This window comes from Variovorax sp. PBS-H4 (assembly GCF_901827205.1).
Lineage (GTDB): Bacteria > Pseudomonadota > Gammaproteobacteria > Burkholderiales > Burkholderiaceae_C > Variovorax.
In genome coordinates, this window is sequence record NZ_LR594675.1 from 5252544 (window position 1) to 5277495 (window position 24952).

The 24952-nt window shown below is 65.2% G+C and carries 28 protein-coding genes; 17 read left to right on the forward strand and 11 right to left on the reverse strand.

The genetic code is table 11. From position 1 onward, the window contains the following. Nucleotides 1–67: 67 nt before the first annotated feature. Genes E5CHR_RS25035 through ureC form a run of 4 tightly spaced genes read left to right on the forward strand, consistent with a single transcriptional unit; the run spans nucleotide 68 to nucleotide 3015 of the window. On the forward strand, nucleotides 68–370 hold the full coding sequence (locus E5CHR_RS25035) for an urease subunit gamma (protein ID WP_162582337.1): 303 nt from the start codon (nucleotides 68–70) through the stop codon (nucleotides 368–370). A 16-nt stretch (nucleotides 371–386) separates the two neighbouring features. Continuing rightward, the gene (locus E5CHR_RS25040; protein WP_174255742.1) at nucleotides 387–989 is read left to right on the forward strand and encodes a HupE/UreJ family protein; all 603 of its coding nucleotides are present in this window, start codon (nucleotides 387–389) and stop codon (nucleotides 987–989) included. After that, nucleotides 989–1294 carry an urease subunit beta gene (locus E5CHR_RS25045; protein ID WP_162583891.1) on the forward strand — a complete coding sequence of 102 codons (306 nt, stop codon included), beginning with the start codon at nucleotides 989–991 and terminating at the stop codon, nucleotides 1292–1294. The genes E5CHR_RS25040 and E5CHR_RS25045 overlap by 1 nt, the downstream gene beginning before the upstream one ends. A gap of 2 nt (nucleotides 1295–1296) precedes the next feature. Continuing rightward, nucleotides 1297–3015, forward strand: a complete 1719-nt coding sequence (ureC, locus tag E5CHR_RS25050; protein ID WP_162582338.1) for an urease subunit alpha — start codon at nucleotides 1297–1299, stop codon at nucleotides 3013–3015. An 8-nt stretch (nucleotides 3016–3023) separates the two neighbouring features. On the opposite strand, the gene E5CHR_RS25055 is transcribed toward ureC, so the two are convergent. Both E5CHR_RS25055 and E5CHR_RS25060 read right to left on the reverse strand, forming a co-directional pair. Beyond that, on the reverse strand, nucleotides 3024–3410 hold the full coding sequence (locus E5CHR_RS25055; RefSeq protein WP_162582339.1) for a type II toxin-antitoxin system death-on-curing family toxin: 387 nt from the start codon (nucleotides 3408–3410) through the stop codon (nucleotides 3024–3026). Next, complete coding sequence (locus E5CHR_RS25060; RefSeq protein WP_162582340.1) at nucleotides 3407–3631, reverse strand: AbrB/MazE/SpoVT family DNA-binding domain-containing protein; 225 nt, start codon at nucleotides 3629–3631, stop codon at nucleotides 3407–3409. Before E5CHR_RS25060 ends, E5CHR_RS25055 begins: the two co-directional genes overlap by 4 nt. A gap of 74 nt (nucleotides 3632–3705) precedes the next feature. Here E5CHR_RS25060 and ureE point away from each other — a divergent pair, with 74 nt between their 5' ends. From ureE to ureG, 3 genes are read left to right on the forward strand one after another with little or no spacing between them, the layout of a single operon-like run. Beyond that, on the forward strand, nucleotides 3706–4299 hold the full coding sequence (ureE, locus tag E5CHR_RS25065; protein WP_162583892.1) for an urease accessory protein UreE: 594 nt from the start codon (nucleotides 3706–3708) through the stop codon (nucleotides 4297–4299). Beyond that, nucleotides 4299–4988 (forward strand): urease accessory protein UreF, encoded by a 690-nt coding sequence (locus E5CHR_RS25070; RefSeq protein WP_162582341.1) that lies wholly within the window; start codon nucleotides 4299–4301, stop codon nucleotides 4986–4988. The genes ureE and E5CHR_RS25070 overlap by 1 nt, the downstream gene beginning before the upstream one ends. A 15-nt stretch (nucleotides 4989–5003) precedes the next feature. Beyond that, nucleotides 5004–5654, forward strand: a complete 651-nt coding sequence (ureG, locus tag E5CHR_RS25075) for an urease accessory protein UreG (RefSeq protein WP_162582342.1) — start codon at nucleotides 5004–5006, stop codon at nucleotides 5652–5654. Here ureG and E5CHR_RS25080 read toward each other — a convergent pair. After that, nucleotides 5620–6678 (reverse strand): AraC family transcriptional regulator, encoded by a 1059-nt coding sequence (locus E5CHR_RS25080; protein ID WP_162582343.1) that lies wholly within the window; start codon nucleotides 6676–6678, stop codon nucleotides 5620–5622. The genes ureG and E5CHR_RS25080 overlap by 35 nt on opposite strands. A 120-nt stretch (nucleotides 6679–6798) precedes the next feature. On the opposite strand from E5CHR_RS25080, the gene E5CHR_RS25085 reads away from it, so the two are divergent. The 7 genes from E5CHR_RS25085 to E5CHR_RS25115 all read left to right on the forward strand — a co-directional run bounded on the left by E5CHR_RS25085 (nucleotide 6799) and on the right by E5CHR_RS25115 (nucleotide 14111). After that, nucleotides 6799–7647: a TauD/TfdA dioxygenase family protein gene (locus E5CHR_RS25085; RefSeq protein WP_162582344.1), complete on the forward strand. Its 849-nt coding sequence runs from the start codon at nucleotides 6799–6801 to the stop codon at nucleotides 7645–7647. A gap of 37 nt (nucleotides 7648–7684) precedes the next feature. After that, entirely contained in the window at nucleotides 7685–8743 is a 1059-nt protein-coding gene (locus E5CHR_RS25090) for a 3-keto-5-aminohexanoate cleavage protein (RefSeq protein WP_162582345.1), read from the forward strand. 19 nt (nucleotides 8744–8762) lie between these two features. Next, the gene (locus E5CHR_RS25095) at nucleotides 8763–9734 is read left to right on the forward strand and encodes a Bug family tripartite tricarboxylate transporter substrate binding protein (protein WP_162582346.1); all 972 of its coding nucleotides are present in this window, start codon (nucleotides 8763–8765) and stop codon (nucleotides 9732–9734) included. Between the two features lie 62 nt (nucleotides 9735–9796). Beyond that, entirely contained in the window at nucleotides 9797–10768 is a 972-nt protein-coding gene (locus tag E5CHR_RS25100; protein WP_162582347.1) for a quinone oxidoreductase family protein, read from the forward strand. Between the two features lie 28 nt (nucleotides 10769–10796). Then, a complete protein-coding gene (locus tag E5CHR_RS25105; protein WP_162582348.1) occupies nucleotides 10797–12425 on the forward strand; it encodes a 3-(methylthio)propionyl-CoA ligase in 1629 nt (542 codons plus the stop codon). 37 nt (nucleotides 12426–12462) lie between these two features. Next, entirely contained in the window at nucleotides 12463–13692 is a 1230-nt protein-coding gene (locus tag E5CHR_RS25110; protein ID WP_162582349.1) for a porin, read from the forward strand. A gap of 146 nt (nucleotides 13693–13838) precedes the next feature. Next, nucleotides 13839–14111, forward strand: a complete 273-nt coding sequence (locus E5CHR_RS25115) for a hypothetical protein (RefSeq protein ID WP_162582350.1) — start codon at nucleotides 13839–13841, stop codon at nucleotides 14109–14111. Between the two features lie 41 nt (nucleotides 14112–14152). Here the strand turns inward: E5CHR_RS25115 and ilvB are convergent, their stop codons facing one another. After that, nucleotides 14153–15910 (reverse strand): biosynthetic-type acetolactate synthase large subunit, encoded by a 1758-nt coding sequence (gene ilvB / locus E5CHR_RS25120; protein ID WP_162582351.1) that lies wholly within the window; start codon nucleotides 15908–15910, stop codon nucleotides 14153–14155. Between the two features lie 64 nt (nucleotides 15911–15974). Here ilvB and E5CHR_RS25125 point away from each other — a divergent pair, with 64 nt between their 5' ends. Continuing rightward, nucleotides 15975–16469, forward strand: coding sequence for an Lrp/AsnC family transcriptional regulator (locus tag E5CHR_RS25125; protein ID WP_232062188.1), 495 nt, complete (start codon nucleotides 15975–15977; stop codon nucleotides 16467–16469). 69 nt (nucleotides 16470–16538) lie between these two features. Here E5CHR_RS25125 and E5CHR_RS25130 read toward each other — a convergent pair whose 3' ends face one another. From E5CHR_RS25130 to E5CHR_RS25150, 5 genes are all read right to left on the reverse strand, one after another. Next, nucleotides 16539–16754, reverse strand: coding sequence for a hypothetical protein (locus E5CHR_RS25130; RefSeq protein ID WP_162577780.1), 216 nt, complete (start codon nucleotides 16752–16754; stop codon nucleotides 16539–16541). Nucleotides 16755–16943: 189 nt separating this feature from the next. Then, a complete protein-coding gene (locus tag E5CHR_RS25135) occupies nucleotides 16944–17360 on the reverse strand; it encodes a RidA family protein (RefSeq protein ID WP_162582352.1) in 417 nt (138 codons plus the stop codon). Then, on the reverse strand, nucleotides 17350–18495 hold the full coding sequence (locus E5CHR_RS25140; protein ID WP_162582353.1) for a DSD1 family PLP-dependent enzyme: 1146 nt from the start codon (nucleotides 18493–18495) through the stop codon (nucleotides 17350–17352). The genes E5CHR_RS25135 and E5CHR_RS25140 overlap by 11 nt, the downstream gene beginning before the upstream one ends. Before the next feature lie 14 nt (nucleotides 18496–18509). Further along, complete coding sequence (locus E5CHR_RS25145) at nucleotides 18510–19496, reverse strand: tripartite tricarboxylate transporter substrate-binding protein (RefSeq protein WP_162582354.1); 987 nt, start codon at nucleotides 19494–19496, stop codon at nucleotides 18510–18512. Nucleotides 19497–19524: 28 nt separating this feature from the next. Then, a complete protein-coding gene (locus E5CHR_RS25150) occupies nucleotides 19525–20199 on the reverse strand; it encodes an HAD family hydrolase (RefSeq protein WP_162582355.1) in 675 nt (224 codons plus the stop codon). A 71-nt stretch (nucleotides 20200–20270) separates the two neighbouring features. On the opposite strand from E5CHR_RS25150, the gene E5CHR_RS25155 reads away from it, so the two are divergent. Both E5CHR_RS25155 and E5CHR_RS25160 read left to right on the forward strand, forming a co-directional pair. After that, nucleotides 20271–21173: a LysR family transcriptional regulator gene (locus tag E5CHR_RS25155; protein WP_162582356.1), complete on the forward strand. Its 903-nt coding sequence runs from the start codon at nucleotides 20271–20273 to the stop codon at nucleotides 21171–21173. 212 nt (nucleotides 21174–21385) lie between these two features. Further along, nucleotides 21386–22408, forward strand: coding sequence for an adenosine deaminase (locus tag E5CHR_RS25160; RefSeq protein WP_162582357.1), 1023 nt, complete (start codon nucleotides 21386–21388; stop codon nucleotides 22406–22408). A gap of 207 nt (nucleotides 22409–22615) precedes the next feature. On the opposite strand, the gene E5CHR_RS25165 is transcribed toward E5CHR_RS25160, so the two are convergent. Both E5CHR_RS25165 and E5CHR_RS25170 read right to left on the reverse strand, forming a co-directional pair. Then, entirely contained in the window at nucleotides 22616–23734 is a 1119-nt protein-coding gene (locus tag E5CHR_RS25165) for an ABC transporter substrate-binding protein (protein WP_232062189.1), read from the reverse strand. A 192-nt stretch (nucleotides 23735–23926) separates the two neighbouring features. Beyond that, nucleotides 23927–24838 carry a LysR family transcriptional regulator gene (locus E5CHR_RS25170; RefSeq protein WP_162582358.1) on the reverse strand — a complete coding sequence of 304 codons (912 nt, stop codon included), beginning with the start codon at nucleotides 24836–24838 and terminating at the stop codon, nucleotides 23927–23929. Nucleotides 24839–24952 lie beyond the last annotated feature (114 nt).

The window sequence follows — 24952 nt, forward strand, 5'->3', positions numbered from 1 at the left end:
ACTGTTGCAATGCCTCCGGCTTGCCCATAATGACTCGCCCCGACGAAGCGACGACCCGCCTTCCGCCATGGAACTGACACCGCGCGAAAAAGACAAGCTCCTGATCTTCACCGCCGCCCTGCTGGCAGAGCGGCGCCGCGCACGCGGGCTCAGGCTCAACTACCCGGAAGCAGTGGCCCTGATCTCGGCCGCCGTGATGGAAGGCGCGCGCGACGGCAAGACCGTCGCGGCGCTGATGAGCGAGGGCCGCAGCATCCTGTCGCGTGCCGACGTGATGGAAGGTGTCGCTGAGATGATCCCCGACATCCAGGTCGAGGCCACGTTTCCGGACGGGACCAAGCTCGTCACGGTCCACCAGCCCATCGTTTGAACAACCCGAGCACACCATGACCATTCGCCTTCTTCGCCAGGTTCCCCTGCTCCTCGTCGCCGCACTGCCGCTCGCCGCGGCCGCCCACACGGGCGCCGACGCCGGGCTGCATCACGGCCTCGCCACCGGCTTCGTGCATCCGCTGACCGGTCCGGACCACCTGGCCGCCATGGTGGCGGTGGGTCTGTGGAGCGCCCTGGCCGCACGGCGAGCGTGGCCGGATCTGCTGTGGGCGCCGCTGGGCTTTGCACTGATGCTGCTGGCGGGCGCGGTGCTGGGCCTGGCCGGCGTCGCGCTGCCGGCAGTGGAGCCCATGATCGGGGCATCGTTGCTGGTGCTGGGGTTGCTGGTCTTCACGCAGCGCCGGCTGCCGGCCCTGGCCGCAGCGGCACTGGTCGGCCTGTTCGCGCTCTTCCATGGCGTCGCGCATGGGCAGGAACTGGCCAGCGAGCCGGGCGCCGCGCTCACGCTGGCCGGCATGGTTGCCGCCACGCTGTCGCTGCATGCCGCGGGCATTGCGGTCGGTTGGGCACTGCGCGGCGGCCACCGCTGGATGCCGCGCGTCGCCGGCACGGCGGTCGCGCTCTTCGGCATCGCATTGCTCGGCGGGGTCGCATGATCAATCCGGGCGAACTCATCACCGACGAGGGCGACCATGCGCTCAACCCCGGCCGCCGCGCACTGACGCTGGTGGTGCGCAACGCCGCCGACCGGCCGATCCAGGTCGGCTCCCACTACCACTTTGCCGAGACCAACGGCGCACTGGACTTCGACCGCGAGGCCGCGCGCGGCATGCGCCTGAACATCGCCTCGGGCACCGCGGTGCGCTTCGAGCCGGGTCAGCAGCGCACGGTCGAGTTGGTGGACTTCGGCGGCGACCGGGTGGTCTACGGCTTTCGCGGGCTGGTTCAAGGAAAGCTCTGAGCATGGCAACGATCGGGCGGCGTGCCTACGCCGAAATCTTCGGGCCCACCGTGGGCGACCGCGTGCGGCTGGCCGACACCGACCTGGTGATCGAGGTCGAGGACGACTACACCCTGCGCGCCGGCGGCTACGGCGAGGAGGTCAAGTTCGGCGGCGGCAAGACCATCCGCGACGGCATGGCCCAATCGCAGCGCACGCGCGCCGAAGGCGGGGTCGACACCGTCCTGACCAATGCGCTCATCCTCGACCACTGGGGCATCGTCAAGGCCGACATCGGACTGAAGGGCGGACGCATCGTCGCGATCGGCAAGGCCGGCAACCCGGACGTGCAGCCCGGTGTGGACATCGTCATCGGCCCGGGCACCGAAGTCATCAGCTGCGAGGGCAGCATCGTCACCGCCGGCGGCATCGACAGCCACATCCACTTCATCTGCCCGCAGCAGATCGAGGAGGCGCTGGCCTCGGGCGTCACCACCATGCTGGGTGGCGGCACCGGTCCGGCGACCGGCACCTTCGCAACCACCGCGACGCCGGGGCCCTGGCACATCGAGCGCATGCTGCAGGCGGCCGACGCGTTTCCGATGAACCTCGGCTTTCTCGGCAAGGGCAATGCCAGCCTCCCGGCTGCACTGCACGAACAGATCGACGCCGGCGTGATCGGCCTCAAGCTGCACGAGGACTGGGGAACCACGCCATCGGCGATCAGCAACTGCCTGGACGTGGCCGACGCCACCGATACGCAGGTGGCGATCCACAGCGACACGCTGAACGAGTCGGGCTTCGTCGAGAACACCATCGCGGCGGTGAAGGGCCGGGGCATCTGCGCCTTCCACACCGAGGGCGCGGGCGGCGGCCATGCGCCCGACATCCTGCGCGTGGTGGGCGAGGCGAACTTCCTGCCCTCCTCCACCAACCCGACGATGCCCTACACCGTGAACACGCTCGACGAGCACGTCGACATGCTGATGGTGTGCCACCACCTCGACGCCGGCATCCCCGAGGACCTGGCCTTCGCCGAGAGCCGCATCCGCAAGGAGACCATCGCGGCCGAGGACATCCTGCACGACCTGGGCGCGATCAGCATGTTCAGCTCCGACAGCCAGGCCATGGGGCGGGTGGGCGAGGTGATCATCCGCTGCTGGCAGACCGCGCACAAGATGAAGGGCCAGCGCGGCAAGCTGCCGGAGGACGGCAGCCGCAACGACAACGCACGCGCCAGGCGCTACGTGGCCAAGTACACGATCAACCCCGCCATCGCGCACGGCATCTCGCACGAGGTGGGCAGCATCGAGGTCGGCAAGTGGGCCGACCTGGTGGTGTGGAAGCCGGCCTTCTTCGGCGTCAAGCCCTTCACCATCCTGAAGGGCGGCAGTATTGCGATGGCCGCGATGGGCGACCCCAACGCCTCGATCCCGACGCCCCAGCCGGTGCACTACCGGCCGATGTTCGGCGCCTTCGGCGGTTCGTTGGCGAAGAGCTCGCTGACCTTCGTGTCGCAGGCCGGGCTGGCTGCAGGTATCGGGCAGCGCTACGGCCTGGCCAAGACTCTGAGCGCCGTGAAGAACATCCGCGGCGTGCGCAAGCAGGACATGGTGCACAACGGCTACACGCCGAAGATGGAGATCGATGCGCAGACCTATGCGGTGCGCGCCGACGGGCAGTTGCTCACCTGCGATCCGGCGGTGGTGCTGCCGATGGCGCAGCGGTATTTTCTGTTCTGACCCGGGGCTCAGCGTTGCTTCAGGTGCTCCCGGATCCACGCAGCAAATCCTTCCTCGTCGATCGTGCTTGCCGCGACGTCGAACATCACGAGGGTCGCTTCAGCCTGGGCGACATTCAACCGCCATCCATTGAGTGCCAGGAACAAGCCGACCGCAAGAAAAGCTGCGCGTCTGTTGCCATCGACGAAGGGGTGATTCTTGGCAATTCCGATTCCGTAGGCTGCCGCCAGTTCGGCGAGATCGGGTTCGCCATAGGCAACAAGATGGCGCGGCCGAGCCAGAGCAGACTGGAGCAGACCTTCGTCGCACAAGCCCGATGCGCCACCGTGCTCGGCGAGGCTCTCGTCGTTCAACAGGATGAGCGAATGCTGGTCGACCCAGCGCCATATGCTCACTTGGCGAGCTGGTGGAAGGTGTCGCGAAACTCCCGCATAAACTCGCGCCCCAGCTTCAATTGCTCTTCCATGTCCGGGTCATAGGGCGTGAGCATTACGCCGTTGGACGCTTCCGTCAGGAACAGTGTGTCGCCCTTTTCAACCTTCAAGCGGGCAAGGACTTCCTTGGGCAAGATAACGCCCACGGAATTCCCGATCTGCGTCAATTTGAGTGCCGACATACGAACCCCGCCTAAGTTATAACAATTGTTATGCTACCGGGGAACAGCTGCTACCTCAAGTCCTTCTCTTGTCCATGCTCACAGCCAACAAACTCATGCCCCAGGGCGGCGGCCTCGCGTCCGTGCTCCTGAAGCGCGCCGCCAGCGTCGAACTCGACTGGGACGTGCGCCAGAAAAGCCGCTTCGACGCCACCGACTCCCAGGGCCGCCAGCTCGGCGTGTTCCTGCCGCGCGGCACGCTGGTGCGCGGCGGCGACGTGCTGGTGGCAGAAGACGGCTCGTTGATCAAGGTCATCGCGGCGAAGCAGCCGGTGCTGGTCATCACGCATTGCAGCGAGCACGGCACGCCCTTCGACCTCATGCGCGCGGCCTACCACCTGGGCAATCGGCACGTGCCCATCGAACTCAAGCCCGACCACCTGAAGATCGAGCCCGACCACGTACTGGCCGGCATGCTGCGCTCGATGCACCTGATCGTGCGCGAGGCCGAGGAGGCCTTCGAGCCCGAGGGCGGTGCCTATGGAGCCCAGGGCCACTCGCACGGCCGCGCGCCGATCGGGCCGGTGCTGCATCCGGATGCCTATGCCGCGGCGCCCACGACCGATCACGGCCACGATCACCACGGCCACTCGCACGATCACGCGCATGGCCACGGCCACTCGCACTGATGGCTGACGCGCCGGGCGCCCTGCCCGCGGCCAGCCTGCTGCAGCTGATCTGGCTGGCCTCGCCGGCCCTGCCGGTCGGCGGCTTCTCGTATTCCGAAGGCCTGGAGGCGGCGATCGAATGGGCCGGCGTCGGCAACGAGGCCACAGTGGCCGACTGGCTGGCCGACCAGCTCCACCTGAGCCTGGCGCGCAGCGACCTGGCCGTCGTCGCACAAGCCATCGGCGCCTGGCGCGACGGCGAGCTCGCACGCATCCGCGATCTCAACGACTGGGTGTTCCAGACCCGCGAATCGGCCGAATTCCGGCTGCAGACCGAGCAGATGGGCCGCTCCTTCGTCGAATGGCTCAAGCTGCGGCACGCCGATGCGGCCGCGGTCTTCGACGCCCTGCCCGCCAGCTACCCGATCGCCTTCGCGTTCGCGGCCGGCCGCACCGAGGCGCCGGTGCGCGACGCCTGCCTGGCCTTCGCCTTCGGCTGGGCCGAGAACATGGCGGCGGCCGCGGTCAAGGCCGTGCCGCTGGGCCAGAGTGCGGGCCAGCGCATCCTCGGCCGCCTGGCTGCTGAAATTCCGGCGGCAGTGGACCAGGCCCTCGCGCTGGCGGATGATGAGCGCCAGGCCTTCTCTCCGATGCTCGCCGTGCTCTCCGCCCGCCACGAAACCCAGTACTCGCGCCTATTTCGAAGCTGATCCGACCTGACCATCATGAGCTCCGCCCTGCACCACATCCCCCATCGCACCAAGAAGCTGCCGCCGCTGCGCGTGGGCATCGGCGGCCCGGTCGGCTCCGGCAAGACCACCCTGCTGGAAATGCTCTGCAAGGCGATGCGCGACAAGTACGACCTGATCGCCATCACCAACGACATCTACACCAAGGAAGACCAGCGCCTGCTGACGGTGGCCGGCGCCTTGCCGGCCGAGCGCATCATGGGCGTGGAGACCGGTGGCTGCCCGCATACGGCGATCCGCGAGGACGCCTCGATCAACCTCGAGGCCATCGACCGCATGCTGGCGGACTTTCCCGATGCGGACGTGGTCTTCGTCGAGAGCGGTGGCGACAACCTGGCTGCCACCTTCAGCCCCGAGCTCAGCGACCTCACGATCTACGTGATCGACGTCGCGGCCGGCGAGAAGATCCCGCGCAAGGGCGGTCCCGGCATCACGAAGAGCGACCTGTTCGTGATCAACAAGACCGACCTTGCCCCCTACGTCGGTGCCGACCTCGGCGTGATGGAAGCCGACACCAGGCGCATGCGCAAGCAGCGCCCCTTCGTGATGACCAACCTCAAGACGAAGGACGGGTTGGCGGAGGTTGTTTCCTTCATCGAGGAACGCGGGATGCTGGCCGAGCATTGACGCGAGGGGCCGCTGGTTTGACGCCAGGCTGAGGCGCCGACCGGGTGCGCCATGCCTCCGGCGAACAGCCGAACCGGGTGCCGAACCACCGGGTGAACGCGCTGTGCGTGGTGTAGCCCAGCATGGCCGCCACCTCGCCGAGGCTGTGATGGGTATTGGCGACATAGCGCGGCGCGAGTTCCTGCCTCACTTCACCGATCAAGCCCTTGAAGGTGAGTCCGCAGGCGTCGAGTTCCCGTTGCAGCGTGCGCATGCTGATCCCCAGGCCGTATGCGACGGACTTGCATGTCGCCCGCCCCGCAGGAAGCATCAGGTAGATCGCCTTGCGAACCTCCTGGTCGACCGAGCGCTCCCGATCATCGGGCAGGGCCGCAATCATCTTCTTGGCATATTCGGCGAGCACGGGATCAGCCGCGGAATTGGCCACATCGAGATCGGCAGCCCGGCACACCAGCCCGTTGAAGGCGCCATTAAACTCGATGCGGCACTTGAAAAAGCGCCGATGAAACGAAGGGTCTGCCGGCGCCGCGTGGGTGAAGCTCACGCTCGTGGGCCGCCAGCGCTCCTGAAGAAGTTCCTCGCCCAGCCGGTAGAGCACGCCGATCGCGAGTTCGATGGATTGGCGCGCAGCGACCGGAAGAAGCAGTTCCTCGCGCAGGACCACGAGACCCCCCACGTCCTCGACGCCGATGGCCAGCCGCTCGTTGAGCAGGTGCAGGTGCTCGATGAGCGTCAGCAGCACCTGCCGCAGCGTGGGTTGGTGCATGAGCAGCAGGCTGACCACGCCGAAGTTCGACAGCTGGCGGCGGGCTGCAATGCGCAGACCGAAAGACTCGCAGCCGGTATCGCGCGCAGCGTCCTCGAACAGGCGCGCCACGCGATCGGCTTCGATCAGCTGGTCCGGCTGGCGAATCAGCTCGGCTCGCAGACCCGCCCTGCGCAGCGCTGCGCCCGGATCGAATCCGAGCTCCCGTGCCACCTCGGAGAAATTCGTCAGCGCCGCAGCGCGCACCAAGGCCACCATCGTCGAAGCCTTTCAGTCGTGCCCAAATTCTGGCATGAAATGTCAAGCGAATGGCATGAACTGCAAAGCGCCGATGCGCAGCGGCTCCTACAGTTCAGTCAACAAAAGACGGAGACAAACATGCAGATCGAATTGCTGACGTGCGCCATCGGCGCGCAGCTCAATGGCGTCAACCTTGCCGACGCAGTTCGCAGCGACGAGCTGTTCTCCGAGATCAAGGCTGCGCTGTTGCGCCACAAGGTGCTCTTTCTGCGCGACCAGACATTCAGTCGCGAAGACCACGTCGCCTTTGCTCGCCGCTTCGGAGAACTGGAAGACCACCCGGTCGCGGGCAGCGACCCCGAGCACCCCGGACTGGTGCGGATCTACAAGTCGCCCGATGCACCGAACGATCGCTATGAGAACAGCTGGCACACGGACGCGACCTGGCGCGAAGAGCCGCCGATGGGCTGCGTGCTGCGCTGCGTCGAGTGCCCGCCGGTCGGTGGGGACACCATGTGGGCGAACATGGCGCTGGCCTACGAAAGGCTGCCCGAGCACATCAAGACGCTGATCGCCCCGCTGCGGGCGCGCCACAGCATCGAGGCGACATTCGGCGCGGCCATGCCGATCGAGAAGCGGCTGATGCTCAAGTCGCAGTACCCCGATGCCGAGCATCCGGTGGTTCGCATCCATGCCGAAACCGGCGAGAAGGTGCTGTTCGTCAACAGCTTCACGACGCACTTCACCAACTTCCACACGCCCGCCAACGTGCGGTGCGGACAGGACTTCGTGCAGGGCTCGTCGTCGCTGCTGCAGTACTTGCTCAGCCAGGCCGCCATTCCCGAGTACCAGGTGCGCTGGCGGTGGCAGCCCGGCAGCGTGGCCATCTGGGACAACCGTGCGACACAGCATTACGCCGTGATGGACTACCCGCCGTGCCATCGCAAGATGGAACGCGCCGGCATCGTCGGCACGCCCACTTCCTGACCCCGCATCCCTTTCCTCGACATTCCCGGAGCATTCAATGAACTTCCTCGACGGTCACCTGTTTCCCGAGAACCAGCAGCCACTGGTCATCACCGCGGCGCCTTACGCCCCCTCCTGGGTGCCTTCCGATTTTCCCGGCGAAATCGCCGTGACGATGGAAGAGCAGATCCAGAAGGCGGTGGATTGCTACGAGGCCGGCGCCACCGTGCTGCACCTGCATGTTCGCGAACTGGACGGCAAGGGCTCCAAGCGGCTGTCCAAGTTCAACGAGCTGATCGCCGGCGTGCGAGCCCGCGTGCCGGAGATGATCATCCAGGTGGGCGGCTCCATCAGCTTTGCGCCCGAGACCGACGGCGCGGCCGCCAAATGGCTGAGCGACGACACGCGCCACATGCTGGCGGAGCTGGAGCCCAAGCCCGACCAGGTGACGGTGACCATCAACACCTCCCAGATGAACATCCTGGAGCAGTTCGACGCGAGGGACATCCAGGGCACGTCGATGGAGGACCCGGCGGTCTTCAACGCCTACAAGGAGATGACCGTGCCGGCCCAGCCCGGCTGGGCCGAGGAGCACATCCGGCGCCTGTCGGCCGCAGGCATCCAGAGCGCCTTCCAGTGCTACAACATCAACAGCTTCGAGTCGGTCGAGCGGCTGATGCGCCGCGGCATCTACAAGGGCCCGCTGGCATTGAACTGGGTGGCGATCGGCGGCGGGATGGACGCGCCGAACATCTACAACCTCGCCAACTTCGTGCGTGCGGTGCCCGACGGCGCCATGCTGACGGTAGAGAGCTCGGTCCTGAATGTGCTGCCGATCAACATGATGGGCATCGCGCTGGGGCTGCATGTGCGCTGCGGCACCGAGGACAACCTCTGGAACCAGTCGCGCACGGCAAAGGTCGGCACCGTGGCGCAGATCGAGCAGCTGGTGCGCATCGCCCGCGAATTCGGCCGCCCGATCGCGACCGCGCAGCAGGCGCGCGAGATCTGCAAGATCGGCGTGTTCTACGACACCGTGGAAGAGACGCTGCTGGCCAACGGCTTCGCGCCCAATCGCAATGGCGGCCAGCAAGGCTTCCTGCGCAAGGCCGCCTGAGCGCGGCACAGGAGACACCATGAAGCGCTCTTTCCACCTGGTCCTGTGTGCCGCGCTCGCCACCGCTGCGCTGGCGCCGATCTCGGCATCGGCCTTTGCCGACAAGCCGGTCAAGATGATCGTTCCTGCGCCGCCGGGGGGCACCATCGACGTGATGGCGCGCATCGTGGGCGACCAGCTCTCGCGCGACATCGGCCAGCCGGTGGTGGTCGAGAACAAGCCGGGCGCGGGCGGCTCCATCGCCGTCAAGTACCTGCTCTCGCAGCCGGCCGATGGCCAGACGCTGATGGTGACGGCCAGCAACGTGCTCACCGAGGTGCCGCATGTGCTCAAGGGAGGCTTCGATCCGCTCAAGGACGTGAAGCCCCTCTCGCTGATGGCGCTTTCCTCCATGCTCTTCATCTCTTCGCCGCAGTTCCCGGCCAAGGACGCGAAGGAGGCCATCGCCTACGTGAAGGCGCATCCCGGCCAGGTGTCTTACGCCTCCTACAGCGCAGGAACGGCATCCCAGTACGCCGGCGCCATCCTGAACAAGGCGGCGGGCCTGGACATGCAGCACGTGCCCTACCCGGGATCGGCACCGGCGCTGGCCCACTTGATGGGCGGCCAGGTTCCGCTCATGTTCGACGGGGCGGTCACTTCCAAGAACCTGATCGCTGCCGGCAAGGTTCGGCTGCTGGCGGTCGCGACCAAGACGCGCATGGCCGAATTTCCCAACGTGCCCACGCTGGCGGAGCTCGGCTACCCACAGCTCGACTTCAGCAACTGGACCGGCGTGATCGCCTCGTCGCAGATGCCGGCACCGCTGGCCGAGAAGATCCATGCGGCCTTGCAGAAGGTCGCAGCGAATGCAACGGTGCGCGAGCGCCTGATCGGTGCCGGATTCGAGCCGATGCCGGAACGGTCGCTGGCACAGGCGCAAAGCGAGCTGCGGCAGGAATACGACCGCAACGCGGACATCGTCAAGACCTTCGGCATCAAGCTCGACTGAGCATCGAGGCATCGCGCGAGCATCGGCGTGCGCGTTCACCCCACGGAAAACAGGAGACACCCATGGCCAAGGCCATCCGCTTTTACGAGACCGGAACGCCCGAGGTGCTGAAGCTGGAAGACGTCGAGGTCGGCGAACCCGGCCCCGGCCAGGCGCGCGTGCGCCACAGCTACATCGCGCTGAACTTCATCGACATCTACTTCCGGACCGGGCGCTATCCGCTCGCGCTGCCCAACGGCCTGGGCTCCGACGCGGTGGGCGTGGTCGAAGCCGTCGGTGCGGGCGTGACGGACATCCGGGCCGGCGACCGGGTGGGCTATCTCATGGGGCCCCAGGGCGCCTACTCGCAGGTGCGCGTCATGCCGGCGGACGTACTGATTCCGCTGCCCGATGGCGTCTCGGACCGCACGGCCGCCACCTTGATGATGAAGGGCATGACGGCACAGTACCTGTTCCGCCAGGTCTTCCCGCTCCAGGGTGGCGAAACCATTCTTTACCACGCGGCAGCCGGCGGCGTGGGCCTCATCGCCTGCCAATGGGCCCGCGCCATGGGCGTCACCATGATCGGCACCGTGAGCACCGACGAGAAAGCCGAGCTCGCCAGGGCCAATGGCTGCGCCCACACCATCGTGACTTCGCGAGAGAACATCGTCGAGCGCGTCAAGGAGATCACGGGCGGCAAGGGCGTGCCGGTGGTCTACGACTCGGTGGGCAAGGACACGCTCGAGGCGTCCCTGGACTGCCTGCAGCCCCGGGGTTCGCTGGTCAGCAATGGCACATCGTCGGGCCCGGTGGTGATCGACTCGCAGAAGCTGGCCGCCAAGGGCTCGCTGTGGGTCACGCGGCCGGCGATGGTGCATTACATCCAGCCGCGCGCCCACATGCTGGACATGGCCGGGGAACTGTTCGAGCACGTGCTGGCCGGGCGCATCGTCAGCGAGCCCAAGCAGGTTTTCGGGCTTGCGGATGCAGCCGAAGCTCATCGCGCGCTGGAGTCGCGCAAGACCACCGGATCGACCGTCCTGGTGCCCTGATTCCACCTTTAACCCGAGCGCACTTCCCATGAACGGATTGATGATGGACAGGCCATTGCTGATCTCCAGCCTGCTCACGCACGCAGAGAACCAGCACGGCGACCAGGAGATCGTGTCGCGTCGCGTCGAGGGTGACCTGCACCGCATGACCTACCGTGAGCTCGGCCAGCGCGCGCGCCGGCTGGCCAACGCGCTGGCCGCGCAAGGCATCGCGCCGGGCGAGCACGTGGCCACGCTCGCATGGAACGGGCACCGCCACATGGAGCTGTACTACGCTGTGTCAGGCTCAGGTGCCGTGCTGCATACCGTCAACCCACGCCTGCATGCCGACCAGGTGGCCTGGATTGCCGATCATGCGCAAGACCGGATCCTGTTCTTCGACCTCAGCTTTCTCCCCCTGGTCGAAGCCATCGCGCCGCGGGTGCCCACCATCAAGACCTTCGTCGCGATGACCTCTCGGGCGCACATGCCCGCCTCCACGACGGTCCCGAACCTGCTGTGCTACGAGGACCTGCTCGAAGACCAGGCCCCCGCATTCGACTGGCCCGAGTTCGACGAGCGCTCCGCCTCGTCGCTGTGCTACACATCCGGCACCACCGGCAACCCCAAGGGCGTGCTGTACAGCCACCGCTCCACGGTGCTCCACGCGTACGCCGCGGCGCTGCCGGATGCGCTCTGCTACTCCGGCAGCGATACCGTGCTGCCCGTGGTCCCCATGTTCCACGTGAACGCCTGGGGCATTCCGTATATTGCCTGCATGGTGGGCGCCAAGCTGGTGTTCCCGGGCCCGCGGCTCGACGGCGCGTCGCTGCACGCGTTGTTCGAAGCCGAAGGCGTTACCGTGTCTGCCGGCGTGCCGACCGTCTGGCAGGGACTGCTCGCGCATGTGGAAGACAACGGGCTGAAGTTCAGCACCATGCGCCGAACGATCATCGGCGGTTCGGCGTGCCCGCCCGCGATGGTCCAGGCCTTCCAGGAGCGCCATGGTGTTCAGGTGGTGCACGCCTGGGGCATGACGGAGACCAGCCCGCTGGGGTCGGTGTGCAAGCTCCAGCCGCGGCAGCTGCGGCTCGACGCAGCGCAGCGCCTCGCCATCCAGGCCAAGCAGGGCCGCGCCGTGTTCGGCGTGGAGATGAAGATCGTCGATGCCGGTGGCGAACGTCTGCCGCACGACGGCCGCTCCGCAGGCGAACTGATGGTGCGGGGCCCCTGGATCGCCTCGGGCTATTACCGCAGCGAAGACGCGGGCCCGGTGGTGGATGGCTGGTTTCCTACCGGCGATGTGTCGACCATCGACGCCGAAGGCTTCATGCAGATCACCGACCGCAGCAAGGACGTGATCAAGTCGGGCGGCGAGTGGATCGGCTCCATCGACCTGGAAAACATTGCAGTTGCGCACCCCGCGGTGGCAGCTGCGGCCTGCATTGCCGCGCGCCACCCCAAGTGGGACGAGCGTCCGCTGCTGATCGTGGTGAAGAAGCCCGGTCACGACCTGTCGCGCGACGAACTGCTCGGCTTCTACGAAGGAAAGATCGCCAGATGGTGGACGCCGGACGACGTGGTGTTCGTCGACAGCATTCCCTTGGGTGGAACCGGCAAGGTGCAGAAAAACCTGCTGCGCGACGCCTGGCGCGACCACTTGCTGACTTCGGCCTGAGGCACCCGATAACCATTCCTATGAGGAGACACAAACCATGAAGAAACTCGTGCTGCCACTTTGCGCGCTCGCTGCTGCAGGTACCGCCCCGGCGCAATCGTCACTCACCCTGTTCGGGGTCGTCGATGCGGGCATCAGCTACTACAGCGTCAAGAGCCGTTCCTGGGGCGCGACGCTGCCGCAGGAGGTGACGCAAAGCCAGAAGGTGTTGTCCAACTCGGGCTACAACTCCAGCCGGATCGGATTCCGAGGGACCGAAGACCTCGGCGGCGGGCTGGCGGCGAGCTTCTGGCTGGAAGCGCCGGTGGCCAACGACTCGGGCGCCTCCGGCATCGCGAACTTCGGCCGCCGCTCCACGGTCAGCCTGTCCGGCCCCTTCGGCGAAGTTCGACTGGGCCGCGACTACACGGCCTCGTTCTGGAACGACGCGGTGTTCGATCCTTTCGGCGTCAACGGCGTCGGCACCAACCTGGTCGCGGTGGTCAACAGCAACCTGGCGGCTTCGCGGGCCCTGGCCACCGGCGGGCTGCTGGGCGGGGGGCTGTCTGCGGGTACCGACAGCTATCTGCGCACCAGCAACGCCATCAGCTACTTTCTGCCGGCGGGGCTCGCGGGTGTTTACGGGCAGGTGCAGTACGCGTTCCACGAGAACACCAAGGTCAGCTCTGTCCCGGCCGGCACGTCCGAACGCGGGCGCTACGTGGGCGGCCGCCTGGGCTGGACCGACGGCAAGGCCGACGTGGCACTGGGCTATGGCGAAAGCACCTTGCTCAGTACCCTGCCCAATGCGGAGAAGATCAAGAGCCTGAACATCGGCGGCTCCTACGACTTCGGAATGGTGAAGATCCTCGGCGAATGGTCGCGCGTGCGCGATGTGCGCGATGGCACTGTGGCCCTCCCCCTCGGGGCGACGGACCGCTACGACGGCCTCGTCGCCGGCGTGAACGTCCCAGTGGGTCCGGGCGTCATCCGCGCTTCCGTTGCGCGGGTGAACTTCAAGAACGGCAACAGCCTGCCGGACAGCGATGCCTCGGTCAACAAGCTGGCACTCGGCTATGTCCACAACCTGTCCAAGCGCACGGCGCTGTATGCGTCGGTAGCGCGCATCCGCATTCGCAACGGCCACAACAATCCGACGGTGATGGGCGTCACTCCGCTCGTTCTGAGCCTCCCTGCCATCCTGCCCCAACCTGCCTATGTCAGCACCGGCGGCCTGGAGCCTCGCAGTTCCTACGGCTACGACTTCGGGATCAGGCACGCCTTCTGATCCCGCGCCCCGCTTGGCCGCTGGCGCCGCAAGGCGGCAGCGCGAATGTGAAATACGTCACAGTTTGTTCGCCGGCTAGACCATCTGGCGTATTTTTTGCTGAAGGAGAAAATCAGATACTTGCCGTAACGAATACCAAAGTTCCTATGGCCTCAGAAGCAATCTTCCTTCCAGCCGCCGGCAGCGTCCAGTTCGCCATCTACCCGGACGGGTACGACGGGGCCCGCATCATTGCCAGAATCGACGAAGAGGCTCTGCACGCCCGCTTCCAGGCCGCCGACGGCGAATTCGAACTGGTGCGAACGTACGACCGCAACGCCGATTCGATCGACGCGCTTGCGACCGCACGCTACCGGGAGAATCCCCGGGTCGAGATCTGCCTGCGCAGCACGGACTTCCAGGCGGCCGGGGCAAGCTGATCAGTTCGGTATCCGCCGACAGCATGGCGCGCCGAGCACCCTCACGCCTCTTCGTACCAGCAGTCTCGGCCCAGCGTCACGCGGTGGTGGCCCTGCCCCGCGGGTATCATCGGGAAGCAGTTCTCCTGCGCCGCCACCTGCACGTCCAGGAAAAAGGGGCCGGGGCAGGCCAGGCACTCGGCCAATGCGTCCTGCAGTTCGGCCGTATCGCCCACACGCCGCGCGCTCCAGCCGAAGGCCCGGGCCAGAGCGACGAAGTCCGGCAACGCCTCGTTCCAGCTGTGGCTCAGCCGGTTGCCGTGGTTGAGCTCCTGCCACTGTCGCACCATCCCCATGTAGCCGTTGTTGCAAAGCACCAGCTTGACGGGCGCACGATGCTGCACGGCGGTGGAGAGCTCCTGGATGTTCATCAGCACCGACGCGTCGCCGCTCACGCACACCGTGAGCGCCTCGGGGTGCGCGATCTGTGCGCCGATTGCGGCCGGCAAGCCGTAGCCCATGGTGCCGGCGCCGCCCGAGGTCAGCCAGCGGCGTGGGCGTTCGAAGCGAAGGTGTTGCGCCGCCCACATCTGGTGCTGCCCCACGTCGGTGGAGACGATGGCATCTCGCCCCGAAAGCGCCTGTTGCAGCGAGACCATCAATTGCTGCGGCAGGATCGTGTCGGCGCGTGGCGCGAAATCCAGGCAACGCCGCGCGCGCCAGCCCTCGATGCGCCGCCACCAGAGCGCGAGGCGCTCGGGGGCCAGCCCTTCCAGCGCAGGCATGCCGAGCAACGCCTCCAGCACTGCGCCGCAGTCGCCGACCATCGGCACGTCGACCTTCACCACCTTGTCGATGCTCGCCGGATCGATGTCGATGTGGATCTTGCGCGCCTGCGGGCAGAACTCGGCCAGTTTGCCGGTCACGCGGTCGTCGAAACGGGCGCCGACACAGAGCACCAGGTCGGCTTCGTGCATGGCCAGGTTGGCCTGCAGCGTGCCGTGCATTCCCAGCATGCCGAGGAAGCGCGGGTCGGAAGCCGGGAACGCGCCCAGGCCCATCAGCGTCAGCGTGCAGGGCGCGTCGAGACGGCGCGCCAGCGTCGTCAAAGCCTCGCAGGCGGCCGGGCCGGCGTTGACCAGGCCACCGCCGCCGTAGAGCACCGGCCGGCGGGCCGTGGACAGCAGATCGGCCGCTCGCTCCAGGCTGGCTCGCGGCAGCCGGGCGTCGGCGCCGCTGCGGTACCGACGCGCCGTCGCGACGTCGCCGGCCTCGTGCCCGAGCAGCGCCTGCTGCACATCCTTGGGCACGTCGAGCAGCACCGGCCCCGGCCGGCCACCTGCGGCGATGGCGAGCGCGAGACGAACGCGAGAAGGGATCTCCTCTGCATTGCGCAGTTGGTGGTTCCATTTGGTCACCGGCCGCGACATGCCCAGCGCATCGCTTTCCTGGAACGCATCGGTGCCGATCACCGCCGTCGCGACCTGCCCGCTGATGCACAGGATGGGCACCGAGTCGCTGATCGCATCGAGCAGCCCGGTCATCGTGTTGCCGACGCCTGGCCCGGAGGTGACGAGCACCACGCCGACCCGGCCGGTGCTGCGCGCATAGCCCTCTGCAGCGTGCACCGCCGCCTGCTCGTGCCGCACCAGCACGTGGCGCAGCCGCGGCTCGCCGAACAGTGCATCGTAGAGGGGCAGCGCCGCGCCGCCGGGATAGCCGAAGATGGTGTCGACACCGCATTCGATCAGTGTCTGCAGCACGGCTTGGGCGCCGTTGCGAAGCGAGAGAAGCGCCGGCATGGGAGCAAGGGTTTGCATGCGTTGATTCTTCCGTCTTCGGTGCAGAATGTGCTTCGTTTGTGGGAAGAATCAGGCGGCTTTCTTGAACAGCAATCGTAAAAAGAGCGGTAATAACGAAGAATTTTTTGACAAGATCGACCTGGCGATCCTGCGCGTGCTGCTTCGCGACTCGCGAAAGACGCTGCAGGAGATCGGCGCCGAGGTCGGGCTGGCGGCCACCAGCTGCTGGAGCCGGATCAAGAAACTGGAGGCCAGTGGCGTGATCAAGCGCTACACGGTCGATGTCGACGCGGCCAAGCTGGGTTATCAGGATTCCGTGATCGTGCAGCTCACGCTGGAGAGCCACAGCGACGAGACGCTGTATGAATTCGGCCGCGTGCTGGCCAGCATCCCGGAGGTCCAGGAAGCCTACCTGGTCTCAGGCGACTACGACTACTACATCCGCATTGCAGTGCGCGACACGCGTGACTACGAACGCCTGCTGCGCGAGAGGCTCTACAAGATTCCCGGCATCCGCCATAGCCAGTCGCATTTCGTATTGCGCGTACTCAAGGAAGCGAGTGCGCCGCTGATCTGAGGGCCGGCACAGGCTTGCGCCAGACCGCATTCCTGGAATGCGGTCCGATCATCATGAGAGATGTCAGGATCAGCTGGGCTGGAGCGGCGCTTCCGGCGACTGCGTGCCTTGCACGAGATCCTGCCGCTGTTGTTGCTGGTGCTGCGGCATGCCGACCGCGGCCAAGCCGCGCCTCGCAATGCCCTTGACGAGATGCCGCGGGAGATGATGCGCCTTGGCGAGCAAAGCCAGGGCTTCGCTGCGCGCCGGCTCGCAGGCCGGCAGCAACTTCTGCAATGAACTCATCGTGGTCGTCCTTGCGCCGGAGAAACGGAAACCCTGGCTCTGCGTCGTGGCGCCGCAGGCTTTTCATCGCGTAAAGGAGAGGCGGTCCCGGCACGGCCGCGGCGCATTATGTGCGCGCCCGCAGCCGGAGCGCCAGCCAATAAGCCTGCTGCCGGCAGTCTTTTTGGGCGCACGCCCAGGAGACACCGATCACGCCAGAGCCGTGGCCTCCACCTCGACCTTGAACCCGAAGTGCAGCGGCCCGGTCGGCACCACGGCCCTCGCGGGGCGTGAGGGTCCGGCCCAGCCCTCGTAAATGGCGTCGAAGGCGGGCCAGTTGGCAATGTCGTCGAGATAGATGCGCACCTGGAGCAACTTGTCGATACCCGAACCTGCCGCCAGCAAGGCCGCCCGAACGTTCGCCAGCGCCTGTGTCACCTGCGCTTCGAAGCCCGCATCGATCAGGCGCTCGCCATGCGGCGCGATCGGCAACTGGCCGGCAATGAACACCAACCCGCCGCCAACCGCAACATGGCTGTAGTGGCCGCCCGGCCTGGCCAGCGCCGCTACCGGGACATGGACAGCGCCGGACGTGCGCTCCGGTCGGACCACGTTTTCACCAGCCATGAAAACGCTCCCAGGTTTGCACGGTGCCGTTTGCCGCCAGCGCCTCGTAGGCGGGAAACTGTGCGCCGGTGGCGCAGGCATGGTTGGGCATTATCCGAAGCCGGGTCCCGGTCGGGAAACGCGCCACGATGTCCGCGTCCGCAGAGCCCTCGCGCGACAGGATGCCGTGCTCCTGGTTGGCTGCCGAGAGCAAGTAGCCGTCGATCGGCACGCCGTCCATGGTGCACACCGCGCCATAGCCGTAGTCGCGCTGCTGGTTGGCCGTGCCCCGGTCGCGGCTCATGGCCATCCAGCCTGCATCGACAATGGCCCAGCCCTTGTCGGCCTGGTGCCCGATGACGGTGGTGAGCACGCTCAGCGCGATGTCATCGGTGCTGCAGACGCCCACGTTGCGCATCACGAGGTCGAAGAACACATAGACCCCGGCCCGCAGTTCGGTCACGCCCTCCAGCGAGGCCGCCCCTAGCGCCGTGGGGGTGGAGCCTACTGACACGATGGGACACGGCAGGCCTGCATCGCGCAGGCGTTGCGCGGCCAGCACGCAGCCGGCGCGCTCCTGCTCGGCAAGGGCAGCAAGGGCCTCGGGCGTATTCAATTCGTAGCTGGAGCCGGCATGCGTCAGCACCCCGGCAAGGCGCATGCCGCCCTGATGCAACACGCGGCCGACTTCGATGAGGACGTCCTCCGCCGGCTTGATGCCGGAGCGGTGGCCGTCGGTGTCGATCTCGATGAGCACCTCGAAAGCGTGGCCATGCTCGCGGCCGAATTCGGCGATCGCTCGTGCGCCCTCGACGCTGTCGGTCAGGATCTGCAGCGCACAACCGCGCTGGCGCAGGTCCAGCGCATGCGCGAGCCGGTGCGGCGCCATGCCGACGGCATAGAGGATGTCGGTCACGCCGTGGCCAAAGAATTGATCGGCCTCTTTCAGCGTCGACACCGTAATGCCGGTTGCGCCGGCATCGAGCTGGGCGGCAACCACATTGGCGCATTTGGTGGTCTTGACATGCGGGCGGAAGCGCACGCCCAAGGCATCGGCCCGCTGCTGCATTCGGACGATGTTCTGCTGCATGCGCTGCAGCGACACGATGGCTGCGGGCGTGTCGATGTCGGCAAGTTTCTTGACGTGGTTCTGCATATGGCTCGCTCGTGTCAGTCGAGGTATTCGCCCTTGGCCTTGAGGGCCGGCACGTCGTCGCGGATGCCGCGCTCAATGAGCGCGGCGACGGCCGCAGGCGTCGCGTCGGCAGGCGCGGGCAGCACGACACCCAAGCCCTCCATCTGCTTTCGCAGAGCCGGATCGGCGACCGCCTGCTGCAGCGCGCTGGTCAACTTCGCCAGCACGGGTTGCGGCGTGCCCCGCGGGGCGAAGAAGGCGTTCCAGGAACGCACATCCAGGGGATGACCGGACTCCGTCGCGGTGCTGACACGAGGCAGCTGCGTCAGGCGCATGCTCGACAGTACAGCAATGGCCTTGATACGTCCGCCTGCGACCTGCGGCAGCGCGGTGGTGCTCTGGTCGCACATGAAATCGGTCTGACCGCCCATCAGGTCGTTGACCGCCGGCGCTACACCCTTGTAGGGCACGTGCGTGACGTTCTGGCCCATGGACGACAGCAGCAGCACGCAGCCGTAGTGCGATATGGACCCGACTCCCGCGCTGCCGTAAGAAGCCTTGCCCTTGTTCGTCGACAGCCAGGCTGCGAACTCGCGCAGGTCTTTGGCCGGAAGGTCGGCGCGTGCGAGCAACAGCATCGGTGCCGCGCCTGCCGGACCGATAGGTGCGAAATCGGCGACAGGGTCGTACGCCAGCTTCTTGTAGAGCGCGACATTGGCGACGTGCGTGCCGATCCCGCCGAAAGAAATCGTGTAGCCATCGGGAGCCGCCTTGGTGGCCTTGGTCAAGCCGATAGCGCCATTGGCGCCGCCGAGGTTTTCGATCACGATGGGCTGGCCCAGGGGCACGGCCATCTTCTGTGCGACGGCGCGAGCCAGCGCGTCGCTGGGACCGCCGGCCGGAAACGGAACGATCAGCGTCACAGGGCGGCTGGGATATGCCTCGGCGATGGCTCCGGGCGTCGCGAACAAGCTGGCGCAGAGGGCGGCAAGGCTGCCAGCCAGGCGAAGAAAGTCGATCATGGGCAGGTCTCTGGTGGGTGGGATGGAATCAGAACGCGGCCGGATGCGAGCCGCGCAGCCATGGCAGCACGCCGTCGAGCGTCGGCGACTCGACTTCCGCCAACGGCGCGCCATCGGGCCTGGCCAACCCGACTCGGTTGTGCCAATACGTACGCAAGCCGACGCTTGCCGTGCCGAACATGTCGTAGCCGGAACCCGCAACGAAGGCTGCCTCGCCCGGCTGCACGTCCAATCGCTCCAACGCCAGGCGATAGGGCCTGGGGTCGGGCTTGTAGAAGCCTGCCTCTTCGGAGGTCACGACCACATCCCAGTCGATTCCCAGGCGTCGAGCGGCGCGTTGGCCAAGGCGTCGGGAGCAATTGGTCACCACAGCCAGCTTGCAGTGCGGCTTGAGCGCCTGCAGCAGTTCGGCAGCGCCGCTCCAGGCCGGCAGCTCGTCCCAATGGTCGTCCAACGCCTGCGATGCGCCAGCGGGCAGCCCGACGGCAGCGCCGGCCTGCCGCACCAGGTCTTCGTATGGCACGTAAGCGCCGCAACCATAAGTGAGCCGCAGGTATTCGGCACGCCAGGCACGGCCCATCTGCTCGGAACCGGCGGCCACGTTCCAGACCGTCCAGGAATCCAGCAGCGCAGTGAGCAGGTCGAACAGCACGGCCGGCGGATAACGCCCGGCTGCAGCGATGGGAGTCGAAGTGATTTGCATGCGACCACTTTAGGCGAGCCAAGGCACGCTTGTGCTTCACTCTTGAGTCATCAATAGTTAAGCTCCAGTGAATGATGCAGATAGAAGACCTTCGCCTCGCTGCTGCGCTGTTGCGCGAGAACTCGCTCAGCGCTGCCGCGCGCTCGCTCGGTGTCACACCGCCCGCCCTGTCGATGCGATTGCGCAAACTCGAGGCTTCACTGGGCCTGGTACTGGCCAACCGCACTTCGCGCAAGCTGCACCTGACGTCGGAAGGCGAACGATTTGGACGGGAGGCCTACGAGCTCTTGCTGAAGTTCGATGGCCTGCGCGAATCCCTGCAGCGCGACGACCGACGCCTGACTGGAACCCTGCGCGTCGCTGCGTCCTTCGGCTATGGCCGGACGCACGTCGCGCCGTTGCTGTCTCGTTTCTCTCGCTTGCATCCGGCCCTGCGGCTGCAACTCGACTTGCGCGAAACCCCGTGGCCCGACAAGCACGATTCCGACGCCGTGGTGCATGTGGGCTCGGTTCGCGATTCATCGTGGGTGGGTCAGACGCTCGCTTCCAATGAGCGGTGGCTGTGCGCAAGCCCCGGCTACCTGCGTGAGCACGGCATGCCCCGCAACCCGGCGGACCTGGCCTACCACGCGTGCATCTGCATCCGCGAGAACGACGAAGACGTGACGCTGTGGCACATGCGGCCTGCTGGCAGCAACGCCCGCAAGAGCGAGACGCTGCGCATCAATCCGGCGTTCGTCACCAACGACGGCAGCGTCGCACGCCAGTGGGCCGAGGATGGTTTGGGCATCGTGTTGCGCTCCCAATGGGACGCGGCAGACGCGCTGGCCGCAGGCCGCCTCGAGCGGGTGATGACGGACTGGGAGTTCGGCGCCGCCCCCGTGGTGGTGCTCGTACCCACGCGCAAGGGACGCAGCGCGCGGGTACAGGCGCTGGTGAACTTCCTGGTTGAAGCGGCAGGGGCGCTGCGGTAATCCCACGACTACAGACGTCATGGCACGACCACGCTGTTTGCAGCGCTCAACACGCTCGACGAACAGAGTGCCGCACTGCACTAGCTGTACTAATTCTTGGAACGTATACGTCTCAAAACCATCACCCTTTTCATCCGGCGCTCTGCTAATCTCATCCAAACCATCCCGGGGCTCACCGCTCGCACGAACCCTTCAGCGCCTCATCCTCACCCATGACCCACCTTGCCGAGTTCATCCGCCAACTTCCGAAGGCCGAGCTTCACATGCATCTTGAAGGCAGCATCGAACCCGAGGTGATGTTGGCGCTCGCGGAGCGCAATGGCATCAAGCTTCGTTGGGAGACAGCTGACGCGCTGCGCCGCGCGTACGACTTTTCAAGCCTGCAGGACTTCTTGAACCTCTATTTCGAAGGCTGCAGGGTTCTTGTCCAGCAGCAGGACTTTTATGACATCACGCGCGCTTACCTGCGCAAGTGCGCTGCGGACCAAGTGCTTCACGCGGAGATGTTCATCGGCCCGCAGAGTTTCACGGAGCGCGGTGTCACCCTCCAATCCTTGATGGACGGCGTACTCGGCGCAATGGACGACGCTCACCGAGAAGACGGCATTGGCTCTGGCCTTCTGATCAGTGCTCACCGGCATCGCACAGAAACTGAAGCGCTTGCGCTTTTGGACAGCATCATGCCTTGGCAGGATCGCGTGGCGGGTATTGGCATGGGGGGACCTGAAGTAGGCAATCCCCCATCCAAGTTCGTGAGTTTCTTCGCCGAGTGCAAACGCCGTGGGTTCAAGACTTCTATCCACGCCGGCGAGGAAGGGCCTGCCGCCTATGTGCGTGAGGCTATTGAGCTTTTGAATGTGGATCGCGTGGATCACGGAAACGCTGCTTTGAATGATCCCTCGTTGGTCGAACTACTGCGACAACGTCAAATTCCGTTAACTGTTTGCCCCTTGTCGAACCTTCGATTGAAGGGGGTGCGTTCGCTAGAGCTCCATCCGCTGCGACGAATGCTGGAGAAGGGTCTCTTTGTCACCGTGAACTCGGACGATCCGCCATACTTCGGTGGATATGTCAACGAGAATCTAATCGAGGTCCAACGCTGCCTTGGGTTGTCTCGTGAGGACATCTTGACGCTCGCAAAGAACAGCTTCCGAGCCGCCTTTATCGACGAGACTGCAAAATCCCGCTTTGTCGCGAGCATTGACGACTATGTCGCCCATCACCCGCTGCCCTGAAAAGATCTGGCTCTGGACCAGAGCCGTCCCGGATCAGACCCAACAAAATTCTTGCCGCATGCCTGCCCACTTCGGCCGACGCCTGGAACTATCAGGCGAATGAACGACTCGACGTCCTTACGAAGCCGGATCGACGAATGCATCTGGCATGTAAGCGTCGCAATGCCCATCCAATGCGCACGGCAAGCCAAGCATATCGATACTGCCTTACCAGCCCTTGCACGTTGTGGCCGCTGCGATGACTTCCTCCCGATCAAATCGATTGGCATTCTCGATCAGCGATGCATTCGTCGCAATGAAAGTCTCGCGAGGTAACTGCTTGGTGATCTGCTTCTCATCGAACATGAAATCTTGGAACCGACCGTAGGCTGCCGGATCCATTGCCCCAATCCACTTGCCTCCATTCATCTTGAAAGCATCATTCAGGGTTTCAAGTTGCGCATTGAGAAGGGCGAGGTCCCATTTGACGAGCGTGGCCTCGTCGGCTCCCGTGGGCTTAGTCCCGGCGAACGCCTTCCAATGAACTCTGCGTGCGCAGTCTGGGTTGGTTGCTGCAAACAACTGCCCCTTGGCGGCCCCACGCACAATGGCCTCCACCATCTTGGGGTCCGAATCAAGAAGCTTTTGCATGGCTGTCAACGTGAAGTCCGGCATGCTGCGCCATTGCGGAGAACGAAAGACCTTAAGCTTTGTCCCGCTGTTCTCGAATCCAGTGAGTGCCGATTGCCAGAACATCAGCGCCTGGACGCGGTTGTTCTTCAGGGCATCAAGCGCAGGCGCACCGCCCCCTACGGCGATCAACTGAATATCGGTCTCGGGGTCGATGCCGTTGCTCCGAAGGAGGCCTTTCAGCAATGACGTGCCACCCGTCGCGAGGCTCACAATGCCCACCTTCTTGGACTTGAGATCCTTGACGCCCTTGATCGGCCCATCGTCAAGCACTGCCAGTCCCCAGTCGATGACTCCATTGCCCATGACCCCGCGAACCTTGGTGTTGCCTTCGGTGTTCGCCTGAATCAGGTTCGTCGCATTGAGTTCCGCGAACTCAATGCCGCCGGAGGCGAGCTGCTGCAGCGCCTGGGCAGATCCCGATACACCGATCACGTTAACGTCATAGCCCTCCTGCTTCCAATAGCCGAGCGCGAGCGGCATCATCAGCCACGGATAGCTCACATTGAGGACCTGGCTCCCAACCGCGATAGTGACCTTCTTCAGCGCACGTTCCTGTGCTTGCGCCGCGCACACCATTGTGGTGAGGGAAAGGCCTAGGACAACGAGTGCCCATCCGTAGATCTGGCAAACACGAACTGAGAAGTGGCGCTGCATGGCAGTCTCCTTGTGCATTGATCCGAGCAGTGGACCATGTTCGTACGTGGACCTAAAGCATGGAATTTCGATCAGCGTGTTCGAATATTTGAGACGCTGCGACTCGATGGCTGCGCAGCAGCGACGTGATCAGCCGCCCTGCCACTGGTGCGCGCACGAAGACCACACTCGGCCTCTCAGCTGAGCCGTCGTTCAGTCGTCGGCCGCGAAGCGGCGAACCGCCTGCTGCAAATGTTCAAGAAAGATGCGGGCCGCAGCAGGCAAGTTGCGATCGGTGTGCACACAGATGTTGAGTGGCCATTTCTCAACTCCCTTGCCCCGCAACGGAACGTACTTCAGCCCGCGTGGGGACTTGGGCCCTCCAAAGTACTTGTTCACGATCGCCACGCACAGTCCCGCTGTTGCCGAGGCGCGCATCAGTTCGAAGGAGTTCGTAACCATGACGCTGCGCGGCTTGATCTTCGCCTTCGCGAACATTCTGACATAGCTTCCCCGAATAGTCAGTGTCTCGTCCGGCAATGCCATCTCTTCGTCGGCGCACTCGCTGAGGTCCACAAACGGCCGTTTAGCAAAGGCGTGATTGCTCGCTACAAGCAAGCATGGCTTGATGAAGACCTGCTCAACGACCGTGATGTCAAAGATATCGGGGGCGATGTAGGAGAGCGAGATATCAAGCTCATCCCTCGCGAGCTGCTCGACCAGCTTAGAACCCCCGGCCACAACTACCTCAAAGTTGATGCCCGGATAGAGCGTGTGGAACCTCTGCAGAAACTGCGGCAGGAACTCTCTCGTGAACGACTCCGAAATGCCGAGTTTCACCGTGCCACGCTGCAACGTTTTGATGGAACGGATGTCGGTTCTCACCTGCTCAAGCCCGTCCTCGACGCCGCGGGCATAGGCCAGCACCACCTCTCCCGCAGGTGTGAGCTTCATCATCTTCTGCCCACGGTGCCGCTCAAATAGTGCGCTACCCAGATCTTCTTCCAACAGATGGATTTGACGTGATATCGCGGAGGCCGCGACGTGCAGTTCTTCTGCAGCGCGTCGAATGGAACCCACGCGTGCAACGCCCACGAAGTACCGCAATCCAATGCTGTTGATCAATCAAAGTCCTCCGGGCTAACTGCGCCATGCGCCCTTGTATCAATATACCGGACGCCCACACCCCCCCTGCCCATGAACAAGCTACCTCTCGCGCGTGACCACCGCCCTGCCGTG

Coding starts and splice junctions, on each gene's coding strand:
- E5CHR_RS25165 (WP_232062189.1), bottom strand. CDS start 23,734: ATGCAGCGCCACTTCTCAGTTCGTGTTTGCCAGATCTACGGATGGGCA.
- E5CHR_RS25150 (WP_162582355.1), bottom strand. CDS start 20,199: ATGCAAATCACTTCGACTCCCATCGCTGCAGCCGGGCGTTATCCGCCG.
- E5CHR_RS25140 (WP_162582353.1), bottom strand. CDS start 18,495: ATGCAGAACCACGTCAAGAAACTTGCCGACATCGACACGCCCGCAGCC.
- E5CHR_RS25110 (WP_162582349.1), top strand. CDS start 12,463: ATGAAGAAACTCGTGCTGCCACTTTGCGCGCTCGCTGCTGCAGGTACC.
- E5CHR_RS25155 (WP_162582356.1), top strand. CDS start 20,271: ATGATGCAGATAGAAGACCTTCGCCTCGCTGCTGCGCTGTTGCGCGAG.
- E5CHR_RS25130 (WP_162577780.1), bottom strand. CDS start 16,754: ATGAGTTCATTGCAGAAGTTGCTGCCGGCCTGCGAGCCGGCGCGCAGC.
- E5CHR_RS25115 (WP_162582350.1), top strand. CDS start 13,839: ATGGCCTCAGAAGCAATCTTCCTTCCAGCCGCCGGCAGCGTCCAGTTC.
- E5CHR_RS25095 (WP_162582346.1), top strand. CDS start 8,763: ATGAAGCGCTCTTTCCACCTGGTCCTGTGTGCCGCGCTCGCCACCGCT.
- E5CHR_RS25100 (WP_162582347.1), top strand. CDS start 9,797: ATGGCCAAGGCCATCCGCTTTTACGAGACCGGAACGCCCGAGGTGCTG.
- E5CHR_RS25060 (WP_162582340.1), bottom strand. CDS start 3,631: ATGTCGGCACTCAAATTGACGCAGATCGGGAATTCCGTGGGCGTTATC.
- E5CHR_RS25085 (WP_162582344.1), top strand. CDS start 6,799: ATGCAGATCGAATTGCTGACGTGCGCCATCGGCGCGCAGCTCAATGGC.
- ureE (WP_162583892.1), top strand. CDS start 3,706: ATGCTCACAGCCAACAAACTCATGCCCCAGGGCGGCGGCCTCGCGTCC.
- ilvB (WP_162582351.1), bottom strand. CDS start 15,910: ATGCAAACCCTTGCTCCCATGCCGGCGCTTCTCTCGCTTCGCAACGGC.
- E5CHR_RS25105 (WP_162582348.1), top strand. CDS start 10,797: ATGAACGGATTGATGATGGACAGGCCATTGCTGATCTCCAGCCTGCTC.
- ureG (WP_162582342.1), top strand. CDS start 5,004: ATGAGCTCCGCCCTGCACCACATCCCCCATCGCACCAAGAAGCTGCCG.
- E5CHR_RS25080 (WP_162582343.1), bottom strand. CDS start 6,678: ATGGTGGCCTTGGTGCGCGCTGCGGCGCTGACGAATTTCTCCGAGGTG.
- E5CHR_RS25040 (WP_174255742.1), top strand. CDS start 387: ATGACCATTCGCCTTCTTCGCCAGGTTCCCCTGCTCCTCGTCGCCGCA.
- E5CHR_RS25145 (WP_162582354.1), bottom strand. CDS start 19,496: ATGATCGACTTTCTTCGCCTGGCTGGCAGCCTTGCCGCCCTCTGCGCC.
- E5CHR_RS25135 (WP_162582352.1), bottom strand. CDS start 17,360: ATGGCTGGTGAAAACGTGGTCCGACCGGAGCGCACGTCCGGCGCTGTC.
- E5CHR_RS25160 (WP_162582357.1), top strand. CDS start 21,386: ATGACCCACCTTGCCGAGTTCATCCGCCAACTTCCGAAGGCCGAGCTT.
- ureC (WP_162582338.1), top strand. CDS start 1,297: ATGGCAACGATCGGGCGGCGTGCCTACGCCGAAATCTTCGGGCCCACC.
- E5CHR_RS25035 (WP_162582337.1), top strand. CDS start 68: ATGGAACTGACACCGCGCGAAAAAGACAAGCTCCTGATCTTCACCGCC.
- E5CHR_RS25070 (WP_162582341.1), top strand. CDS start 4,299: ATGGCTGACGCGCCGGGCGCCCTGCCCGCGGCCAGCCTGCTGCAGCTG.
- E5CHR_RS25090 (WP_162582345.1), top strand. CDS start 7,685: ATGAACTTCCTCGACGGTCACCTGTTTCCCGAGAACCAGCAGCCACTG.